General features: G+C 44.2%; 9 protein-coding genes and 1 pseudogene. 8 read left to right on the top strand and 2 right to left on the bottom strand.

Features of this window, described 5'->3' with window-relative positions:
• Positions 1 to 27 precede the first annotated feature (27 nt).
• Positions 28 to 276 (bottom strand): annotated as a pseudogene (locus LMU01S_RS05875) (MFS transporter); the annotation flags it as partial.
• 86 nt (positions 277 to 362) lie between these two features.
• Here LMU01S_RS05875 and dhaS point away from each other — a divergent pair.
• Complete coding sequence (gene dhaS / locus LMU01S_RS05870) at positions 363 to 890, top strand: dihydroxyacetone kinase transcriptional activator DhaS (protein ID WP_056959327.1); 528 nt, start codon at positions 363 to 365, stop codon at positions 888 to 890.
• On the opposite strand, the gene LMU01S_RS05865 is transcribed toward dhaS, so the two are convergent.
• Positions 884 to 1,870 (bottom strand): dihydroxyacetone kinase subunit DhaK, encoded by a 987-nt coding sequence (locus LMU01S_RS05865; protein ID WP_056959326.1) that lies wholly within the window; start codon positions 1,868 to 1,870, stop codon positions 884 to 886. The two genes, dhaS and LMU01S_RS05865, sit on opposite strands and share 7 nt — an antisense overlap.
• A gap of 133 nt (positions 1,871 to 2,003) precedes the next feature.
• Here LMU01S_RS05865 and dhaK point away from each other — a divergent pair, with 133 nt between their 5' ends.
• The 7 genes from dhaK (at position 2,004) to LMU01S_RS05830 (ending at position 9,190) form a co-directional block, all read left to right on the top strand.
• Positions 2,004 to 2,999, top strand: a complete 996-nt coding sequence (gene dhaK, locus LMU01S_RS05860) for a dihydroxyacetone kinase subunit DhaK (protein ID WP_056959325.1) — start codon at positions 2,004 to 2,006, stop codon at positions 2,997 to 2,999.
• 13 nt (positions 3,000 to 3,012) lie between these two features.
• Positions 3,013 to 3,603 (top strand): dihydroxyacetone kinase subunit DhaL, encoded by a 591-nt coding sequence (gene dhaL, locus LMU01S_RS05855; protein ID WP_056959324.1) that lies wholly within the window; start codon positions 3,013 to 3,015, stop codon positions 3,601 to 3,603.
• Positions 3,600 to 3,977 (top strand): dihydroxyacetone kinase phosphoryl donor subunit DhaM, encoded by a 378-nt coding sequence (gene dhaM / locus LMU01S_RS05850; RefSeq protein WP_056959323.1) that lies wholly within the window; start codon positions 3,600 to 3,602, stop codon positions 3,975 to 3,977. Before dhaL ends, dhaM begins: the two co-directional genes overlap by 4 nt.
• Before the next feature lies 1 nt (position 3,978).
• Entirely contained in the window at positions 3,979 to 4,686 is a 708-nt protein-coding gene (locus LMU01S_RS05845; protein ID WP_056959322.1) for an MIP/aquaporin family protein, read from the top strand.
• 77 nt (positions 4,687 to 4,763) lie between these two features.
• Positions 4,764 to 6,254, top strand: coding sequence for a glycerol kinase GlpK (gene glpK, locus LMU01S_RS05840; RefSeq protein ID WP_056959321.1), 1,491 nt, complete (start codon positions 4,764 to 4,766; stop codon positions 6,252 to 6,254).
• A gap of 23 nt (positions 6,255 to 6,277) precedes the next feature.
• Positions 6,278 to 7,855 carry a glycerol-3-phosphate dehydrogenase/oxidase gene (locus LMU01S_RS05835; RefSeq protein ID WP_056959320.1) on the top strand — a complete coding sequence of 526 codons (1,578 nt, stop codon included), beginning with the start codon at positions 6,278 to 6,280 and terminating at the stop codon, positions 7,853 to 7,855.
• A 258-nt stretch (positions 7,856 to 8,113) separates the two neighbouring features.
• Positions 8,114 to 9,190 carry a GntR family transcriptional regulator gene (locus LMU01S_RS05830; protein WP_056959319.1) on the top strand — a complete coding sequence of 359 codons (1,077 nt, stop codon included), beginning with the start codon at positions 8,114 to 8,116 and terminating at the stop codon, positions 9,188 to 9,190.
• Positions 9,191 to 9,237: the final 47 nt, after the last annotated feature.

Here is a 9,237-nt window from a genome sequence, read left to right as displayed (position 1 = left end):
CCGGCTAGGCGTCATTAAATAGTTTCACTATGCTTCGCCCTTTTCGAGTTTTTGTTCATGGATCATGATATACACCAATAATAACATAGCCAGTCCAGCAGCAACATATAATACCGTGTTGCTAGCGATCCAACCGTATTTTGCGACCAAGATCCCGATCAAAGCCGTGGCAAGTGTTTCTCCAAAGATATATTGGAAAAAGCCCATAAAACCCGTCGAAGAGCCTACCGCAAACTTCGGTACGACTTCATTGACCATTAATCCGACCAGAGTTAAAGCTTTGAGCGCCCAGAGCTATCATGTGACAACTTTAGGGGCAACCGTTACAATTAGTTTAGACATTCAAAATGAAAGGGCTTATCATGTCATATATCACTCAAAAAAAGATCTCGCAAATATTTAGACAAGATGTTATGCAAAAGGGCTTCAAACATGTCAGTGTGGCACAGATCATGCACCAAGCCCAGATCCGGCGCCAATCATTTTACGATAACTTTGATGATAAATACGACCTGCTAGCTTGGACGATCCAAGCGACAATGGAAGATATCATCGACAGCAATCTCGATTATCTCCCGTGGCAAGAGATCATTTCTTTGGTCTTTTTTGAGCTTCAAGAAAACGCCAAATTTTACAAAAGCGTCCTTAAAAGCCAAGTCGAAGTCGATGTCGTCCGAGAGATTGCTTGGCATATCCAGATCCTCTTGTTACACATCCTACGCAAAAAAGGCTTGATCAAAAATCGCCAAGCCTATGATTTTGTGGAGACTTATTGCTTAGGTCTGACCTACACGATGACCAATAATCTTTTTTTGCCTGAACCAAAAGAATACGACGAACTCGCACAAAAAGTTTGTAATGCGATCGAGTTTGCTTTTGGTAACTATTGATGCCACGCATATGTTTTGACAGGGGCGTTAAGCGCTTCTAGCCAAGGTTCGTATAATTTCAATAAAGTGACCGAAATTCCTGCGAGCCCATTGGCAGTAAAAAGATCGCCTACTTTGATAAAAGGCAAGTCGATCCCTTCTACTTGCAACAATTCGACTACATCAGCGGTAAAGATCAATTTTTCAAGTTCAGTCAATTTTCCGAGCCCATTGATCAAGATGGCATAACGTTCTTGCGGATACCAGCGTTGATTGACCCGCAACTTATTGACCAACTCACGCGCGATCAATTCTGAGGCGCGCAGGCGTTCTTTACGATAACCGGGTTCACCATGGACTCCGACACCATAATAGAGCTCATCTTTTTTTAGAGTAAATTCCTTTTTCAAGGTCACCTGAAATTCGGAACCATAAAAAGCAACTCCAAGCGTCGTCAAATTAGCCACGAGCTGTCCTGAAACTTGTTTTAACTGGGATAAACTCGCGCCTTGTTGCGCCAAATAGCCTAAGATCTTAGCAACTAAGACAGTTCCAGCTAGCCCCCGGCGTTCTTTTTCTAATAACTCACTATCAACTGAAATATCATCATTAACAATACAACTAGCAACTTGCCAGCCTTCTTTTTGCAAGCACTTACTAGCCTGAGTGAAATTTTTTACATCAGCTGGGAAATTTTTGACAATAAAGAAAGCTTGTTTTTGCTTAGTCACTTGTTTAGTTACACGGATGATCTCCGCTACACTGGGTGGTTTAAACAGCATCCCCGTGATCGAGGCACATAGCATGCCCTCACCCACATAGCCCCAATCAGCAGGCTCATGCCCAGCTCCACCTAAAGCGATCACGGGGATCGTCTTATCGGCAAAGCTTTTTGCAATAAAACCTGTCGTTTTTGAAACAAGTTTTAGATCAGGCGCAACGAGTTGGATCCCTCGCCTAAGATCATCTAAGAGTTGCCCCTTTGAATTTAGTAATTCCATCTCATCACCTCGCCCCTTAATTTTAGCTTACCCCCAAAAACTTTGTCGGACACAACGGAAAATCTGTCCGTTACGATGTTTACGCTTACATTATATAATGGAGTTGTAACTAAAAGAAAGGATGGATGTCAACATGAAAAAAATCATGAATGATCCAAGCAATGTCGTCCCTGAGATGGTCGCCGGTCTAGTCTCAGCTTATCCGACCTACCTAACACAGCTACCAGAAACGACTGCTGTTGTGCGCACTGATCGTACTTCCATGCAGGGAAAAGTTGGGCTCGTCAGCGGAGGCGGTAGTGGGCATGAACCGGCACATGCTGGCTTTGTTGGTTCTGGTATGTTGAGTGCTGCTGTCTGTGGGCAAGTCTTTACTTCACCGACACCTGATCAGATCTACGAAGCGATCAAAGCTAGTGATACTGGTGCTGGTGTCTTTTTGATCATCAAAAACTACTCGGGTGACGTGATGAATTTTGAGATGGCTAAAGATATGGCCGAACTAGACGGCATCAAAGTCAGCTCGATCATTGTCGACGATGATATCGCAGTTGAAAATAGCCTTTACACCCAAGGTAAACGCGGGGTCGCTGGTACAGTCCTGATGCACAAGATCTTAGGGGCTGCTGCTGATCAAAAAGCAAGCCTAGCTGAGATCGAAACCTTAGCTAAAGAAGTCATGCCACATCTCAAGACTTTAGGTGTGGCTTTAAGTGCCGCTACTGTTCCTGAAGTCGGCAAACCAGGCTTTGAATTAGCCGATGACGAGATCGAATATGGGGTCGGTATCCACAGCGAACCTGGTTATCGCCGTGAAAAACTCCAGCCTTCTAAAGAACTAGTCGCCGAAATGCTCACCAAGCTAGACGAAGCCTTATATTTTGACGCGACTAAAAAATACGCCGTGCTCATCAACGGGATGGGCGCAACCCCTTTAATGGAACAATACATTTTCAGTAATGATGTCTTTAACTGGCTCAAAGCAAAAGATATCACCCCTGTTTTTAGCAAAGTCGGCAACTACATGACTTCGCTCGAAATGGCAGGGATCTCATTGACCGTCCTCGAATTGGCCGATGAAAAATGGCTAGAATATTTAAACTATCAAGTCGACACGATCGCTTGGTGAGGAGGAATTTGATATGGAACTAACAGTTGAAACTTTGACTACTTGGATGAACACTTTTGAGGCTAAGATCAACGCTAAGAAAGCTTATCTCAGTGAACTGGATACCCCGATCGGCGATGGCGACCACGGCAATAATATGGCTCGAGGCATGCGTGCTGTGACTGAGGCGCTCGCTACCAAAAAGCCAGCTGATCTGACCACGGGACTCAAATTAGTCGCGATGTCTTTGATCAGTAAAGTCGGGGGCGCTGCTGGTCCTTTGTATGGGACTGCTTTTTTAGAAATGGCCAAAAAGAGCAATACGACTGCTGAACTCAGTGAACTTTTGAATGCTGCAGTCTTAGGCATCAAGCAACGTGGTGGGGCTATCCTTGGTGACAAAACGATGGTCGATGTTTGGGAAGTCGTTGTTCCCGAATACACGGCAGGACAGCTATCACCTGAAAAGATCACCCAAGCAGTCGAAGCAACTAAAGAACTAGTTGCTAAACGTGGGCGGGCTTCTTACTTGGGAGAACGCTCAGTTGGGCATCTCGATCCAGGAGCAGTTTCAAGTGGTTATCTTTTTGAAGCACTATTAGAAATGGAGGCAGATCATAAATGAGTTACGGAATATTGATCGTCTCACACGTTGAACAGATCGCTCAGGGGGTACCTAAATTACTCAAACAGGTCGCCCCCGACATTGCGATCACTTTTGCTGGCGGTACTGATGATCATGAGATCGGTACTAGTCTTGCTAAGATCACAGCAGCTTTAGAGGACAATTCAGCTACCGAGATCTTAGCTTTTTATGATCTTGGTAGTGCCAAGATGAATCTCGAAATGGCAAGCGAATTTAGTACAAAACCTGTTCACTTGTACGATACAGCTTTGATCGAAGGTGCTTACGTTTCTGCTTCATTGCTCCAAGCTGGCGTCGACTTGCCCGAGATCGAAAAACAACTCGAACTATTGCAAATCAAAGGAGATGGATAACATGTCAGGCTTTTTAGGTGAATTTTTTGGAACCATGGTCTTGATCCTCTTAGGGGTCGGTTGTGGTGCCGGTGTTAATTTGAAAGATAATTATGCTCGTGGCCAAAATTGGATGTTCATTACGCTTGCTTGGGGCATGGCGGTGACCTTTGGCGTCTATATCGCTGGTCAAATGGGCTCGCAAGGACACTTGAATCCCGCTGTAACACTAGGTTTTGCTAGTGCTGGTCTCTTTTCTTGGAGTGAAGTCTTACCTTATCTTTTAGGGCAAGGACTCGGTGCCTTTGCTGGTGCAGCACTCGTTATTTTATACTATTATCCTCAATTCCAAGCTACCCCAAACAAAGATGGCAACTCAGTCGGTATTTTTGCCACCGGTCCTGCGCTTAAGCGGCCATTCTTTAACGTCTTGAACGAATGTATCGCAACCTTCTTCTTTATTTTGATTTTGCTTAACTTGGGAAATTTCACCACTGGACTCAAACCACTGATCGTTGGTCTTTTGATCATGGTCGTTGGTCAAAGTTTAGGTGGAACGACTGGCTTTGCCTTGAACCCAGCCCGTGACTTGATGCCACGCCTCGCTTACAGCATTCTACCCGTTCCCCATAAGGCTAATGCTAATTGGGGCTATGCTTGGGTACCGATCGTCGGACCACTTTGCGGTGGGATCTTGGCAAGCTTTGTCCATATCTGGATCAACGGTTAAGCTAAGTAATTGACTTTTATTAATTGTGCACGATACACTTATTTTAGAAAACGTTTACAAATAAGGAGGATGACCACATGGAAAAATATATTATGGCGATCGATCAAGGAACTACCAGCTCACGGGCGATCATCTTCGATAAAGCAGGTAACCACATTGGCACAAGTCAAAAAGAATTCACCCAGTATTTCCCTGAAGCTGGTTGGGTCGAACACGATGCACATGAGATCTGGAATTCAGTCCAATCTGTGATCGCAGGTGCCTTTATCGAATCAGGGGTCAAACCAGACCAGATCGCAGGGATCGGGATCACTAATCAACGTGAGACTACGGTCGTTTGGGACAAAGAAACTGGCCTACCGATCTATCATGCGATCGTTTGGCAATCGCGCCAATCAGCTCAGATTGCTGATGAGCTAAAAGAACAAGGCTACGCTGATATCTTCCATGAAAAGACTGGCTTGATCATCGACTCTTACTTCTCAGCGACCAAGATACGCTGGATCCTCGATCATGTTCCCGATGCTCAAGAGCGCGCTGAAAAAGGCGAATTGCTCTTTGGGACGATCGATAGCTGGTTAGTCTATAAATTAACTGACGGTAAAGTTCATGTGACCGACTACTCCAATGCCAGCCGAACGATGCTCTTTAACATCAATACCTTAGAATGGGACCAAGAGATCTTGGATATTTTAAATATTCCCCGGGAAATGTTGCCTAAAGTCGTTTCTAACTCAGAGATCTACGGTTTGACTAAAACTTATCATTTCTTTGGTTCCAAAGTTCCGATCGCAGGAATGGCCGGCGACCAGCAAGCCGCGCTCTTTGGGCAAATGGCCTTTGAACCCGGCATGGTCAAAAACACCTATGGTACTGGCTCATTTATCGTGATGAACACTGGTAACAAACCACAATTATCCAAAAATAACCTTTTGACCACGATCGGTTATGGGATCAATGGTGAAATCAACTATGCGCTTGAAGGATCTGTCTTTGTTGCGGGTTCATCGATCCAATGGCTACGTGATGGTCTAAAACTCATCGACAAAGCCAGCCAATCAGAAGCGGCCGCACTGGCTTCTAAAAATGAAGATGAAGTTTATGTGGTACCCGCTTTCGTTGGTCTAGGGGCGCCTTATTGGGATCAAGATGCCCGTGGTGCGGTCTTTGGCTTGACACGTGGGACAACTGAAAAAGATTTCATCAAAGCGACGTTACAAGGTATTGCTTACCAAGTCCGCGACATTCTCGGTGCAATGCAAGAAGATACTGGGATCGATATTCCGGTACTCAAAGTCGATGGTGGTGCCGCTAACAACGATTACTTGATGCAATTCCAAGCAGATATCTTAAATACTCCTGTTCAGCGCGCAGGCGACTTGGAAACGACTGCCCTTGGTGCAGCTTTTCTAGCTGGTTTAGCCGTAGGGTACTGGCAAGACTTTGATGAGATTAAAGCAGTTATCAAAGATGGAAAACGGTTTGAAGTCCAAATGGATGACAAACGACGCAATAAATTGTATGGCGGTTGGCAAAAAGCAGTCGCTGCAACACGTTATTTTGAATAATCCAATTAGATCGGAGTGATTTGATGCCTATTTCACGACAAAAAAATATTGAATATCTAAAAAACGAGCCTGATGGCTGGGACGTGATCGTTATCGGTGGGGGCGCGACTGGTTTAGGTGTTGCAGTTGATGCAGCCTCACGTGGTTACAAGACTGTCTTATTAGAGCAAAGCGACTTTGCTAAATCAACTTCAAGTCGTTCAACTAAACTCGTTCACGGTGGGGTTCGTTATTTAGCCCAAGGTGATGTCCGGCTAGTGCGCGAAGCCCTACATGAACGGGGACGCTTAGCACGAAATGCACCTCATTTAGTCAAAAATCAAAAATTCATCATCGCCAACTATAAATTATGGGAACAACCATTTTACAGTATCGGAATGAAAGTCTACGATGCCTTGGCTGGTAAGTTAAATATCGGACACTCTAAGATATATTCCAAATCAAAAGTCATCGATGCGATCCCACAGATCAAGCATAACAAATTAGTCGGTGGCGTGATGTATTATGACGGTCAATTCGATGACTCACGTTTAGCTGTCAACCTCATGCAGACAGCGACCGAATACGGTGCAACTTTAGTCAATTACGTCAAAGTGGCTTCGGTCCAAAAGAAATTTGCTAAAGTAGCTGGTGTCACCGTAAAAGATGAATTTACCGGTGAAGAATTCAGTCTGCGGGGAAAAGCTATCATCAATGCAACTGGGATCTTCGTTGACCAGATCCTTGAGATGGATACCAAAGATCATCAAGCTACCGTACGCCCTTCACAAGGTGTTCACTTGATCGTCGATGGATCATTTTTAGGTGGCAATGATGCGATCATGGTCCCTAAAACTTCTGATGGGCGGGTCTTGTTCTGTGTACCATGGCATAATAAAGTCATCTTAGGCACAACAGACACGCCGCTAAAAGAATTCACTTTAGAGCCACGTCCACTGGAGGAAGAGATCGACTTTATCCTCGAGACAGCTGGTGAATACCTCGAACGCAAACCGACTCGGGCCGATGTTTTGACTGCATATGCTGGCTTACGTCCGTTAGCTGCTCCCAAAGATGGAGACGGTGATAAGACTAAGGAGATCTCACGTAGCCACAAGCTCTTTTCCAATGAGTCTGGGCTGATCACGATCACAGGTGGTAAATGGACGACTTACCGTCAGATGGCAGAAGAAACAGTTGATTTAGCGATCAAGGTAGCAAAACTTCCACCAAAAGAATGTGTGACCCGTGAGTTAAAGATCCACGGTGCTAAACAGACGCCCGAAGCAGAACGCAAAGATTGGCGCTATGTTTACGGAAGTGACCAAGCAGCCATCTTACGCTTACAAGAAGAAGATCCTGAACTTGCCTTACCACTTCATCCTAAATACGAATTCACTGGCGCTCAAGTAGTCTGGGCAGTGCGCGAAGAAATGGCGCAAACGCTAGACGATGTGCTAGCACGACGGATCCGCGCACTTTATCTTGATGCCCGGGTCGCAAAGGAAATGGCGCCTAAAGTAGCTCACATCATGGCAACTGAACTCGGCAAAGATCAAGCTTGGGAAGAAGAACAAGTCAACGAGTTTTGCCAACTTGCTGACGGCTATATTTTACAATAACTTCCTTTTGACGTAACTTCGCTAAACTAATGTGAAGTTACGTTTTTTTATCATCTTCAAATGTCTCGGTACTTTTCACATTAGTCATCCTTTTTTCTCCTTATAGTATGCATAAGTTTTTAACTTATCAATAATTTGCTTGCTCTATTTATAAAATACGCAAAAAGCACCAAAACTTTTTTTAGAATTGGTGCTTTGCACAAATTTTAGCCGAAAAGTTGTATAATACTTATAACACGATAAAGAAAGGAGAAGCCTATGTCTAGCAAATACGAAGCCGTCAAAAATGCTCTAAAAAAAGATATCCTAGCTGGAAAATTTCCGATCGATGCCAAACTTCCAACTGAATCAAAACTCATGCAGCAATTCGAAGTTTCCCGCCACACGGTCCGGCGTGCTGTCAGTGATCTAGAAAACGAGCATTTTATCTATAAAGTTCAGGGCGGAGGGATGTTTGTCGCGGATTGGCAAAAAGATTGGCAAGCCGAAACAAAAAATAAAACGGTCGGTGTGATCTGTACCCATATCGCCGACTATATCTTTCCTAAGATCATCTCTGGGATCGATAAAGTCCTCGCTCAAAATGGCTACACCTTGATCTTGGCTAACACGCATAATGATCATCAACGTGAACGCAGTAGCTTGATCAATATGCTTGATATGAAAGTTGCTGGTCTGATCATCGAACCAACTCAAAGCGCTTTACCAAACCCTAACCTCGATCTTTATCAAGAGATCAAAAAACGTCAGATCCCAACGATCTTTCTCAATGCGACTTACCCTGATTTCGACTTTCCTGCTTTAGTCGTCAACGATAAGCCAGCCGAAAAACAACTGATCGAACATCTCTTTATTCAAGGACATCACAACATCTTAGGTATTTTCCAAGTTGATGATCAACAAGGTGTCGCTCGTATGAACGGCTACTTAGAAGCTTATCAAAATAACAGCAAATATGCTTTAGATAGCCAGATCATCATGTATCATGCGAGTGATCCCTTAGAACTTCTTGAAAAAAAGGTATTAGATCATCTAAACAGTCCGACACCACCGACGGCCTTAGCTTGCTACAACGATGAATTAGCGATCAGGCTGATGGATCTCTTAAAGCGCAATAACTATCAGATCCCAAATGACATATCGGTTGTGGGTTTTGATAATTATGAGATCACCAAATACCTAGATCCTAGCCTGACCACGATGAATCATGCAAAAGAAAAAATGGGGGCCTGTGCTGCTGAAATGATCACTCAAATGATCTTAAAAAAAGCTAAATTTGAAACTAAGATCTATGAAGCCGAGTTTATTTCTCGGGCTTCGACTGCAACAAAATAAGGCTTTCTTTTGCCCTTAAAACATAGCTAAACGAGGGAAACATCATG

This window comes from Ligilactobacillus murinus DSM 20452 = NBRC 14221 (genome assembly GCF_001591685.1).
In the GTDB taxonomy this organism is placed as follows: domain Bacteria; phylum Bacillota; class Bacilli; order Lactobacillales; family Lactobacillaceae; genus Ligilactobacillus; species Ligilactobacillus murinus.
Note: the sequence above shows the minus strand (reverse complement) of the source record. Positions and strands in the feature narration are given on the sequence as shown.

Bases quoted from the DNA above. Each gene is read 5' to 3' on its own strand.
- dhaS (WP_056959327.1), top strand. From the start codon at position 363: ATGTCATATATCACTCAAAAAAAGATCTCGCAAATATTTAGACAAGAT.
- LMU01S_RS05865 (WP_056959326.1), bottom strand. From the start codon at position 1,870: ATGGAATTACTAAATTCAAAGGGGCAACTCTTAGATGATCTTAGGCGA.
- dhaK (WP_056959325.1), top strand. From the start codon at position 2,004: ATGAAAAAAATCATGAATGATCCAAGCAATGTCGTCCCTGAGATGGTC.
- dhaL (WP_056959324.1), top strand. From the start codon at position 3,013: ATGGAACTAACAGTTGAAACTTTGACTACTTGGATGAACACTTTTGAG.
- dhaM (WP_056959323.1), top strand. From the start codon at position 3,600: ATGAGTTACGGAATATTGATCGTCTCACACGTTGAACAGATCGCTCAG.
- LMU01S_RS05845 (WP_056959322.1), top strand. From the start codon at position 3,979: ATGTCAGGCTTTTTAGGTGAATTTTTTGGAACCATGGTCTTGATCCTC.
- glpK (WP_056959321.1), top strand. From the start codon at position 4,764: ATGGAAAAATATATTATGGCGATCGATCAAGGAACTACCAGCTCACGG.
- LMU01S_RS05835 (WP_056959320.1), top strand. From the start codon at position 6,278: ATGCCTATTTCACGACAAAAAAATATTGAATATCTAAAAAACGAGCCT.
- LMU01S_RS05830 (WP_056959319.1), top strand. From the start codon at position 8,114: ATGTCTAGCAAATACGAAGCCGTCAAAAATGCTCTAAAAAAAGATATC.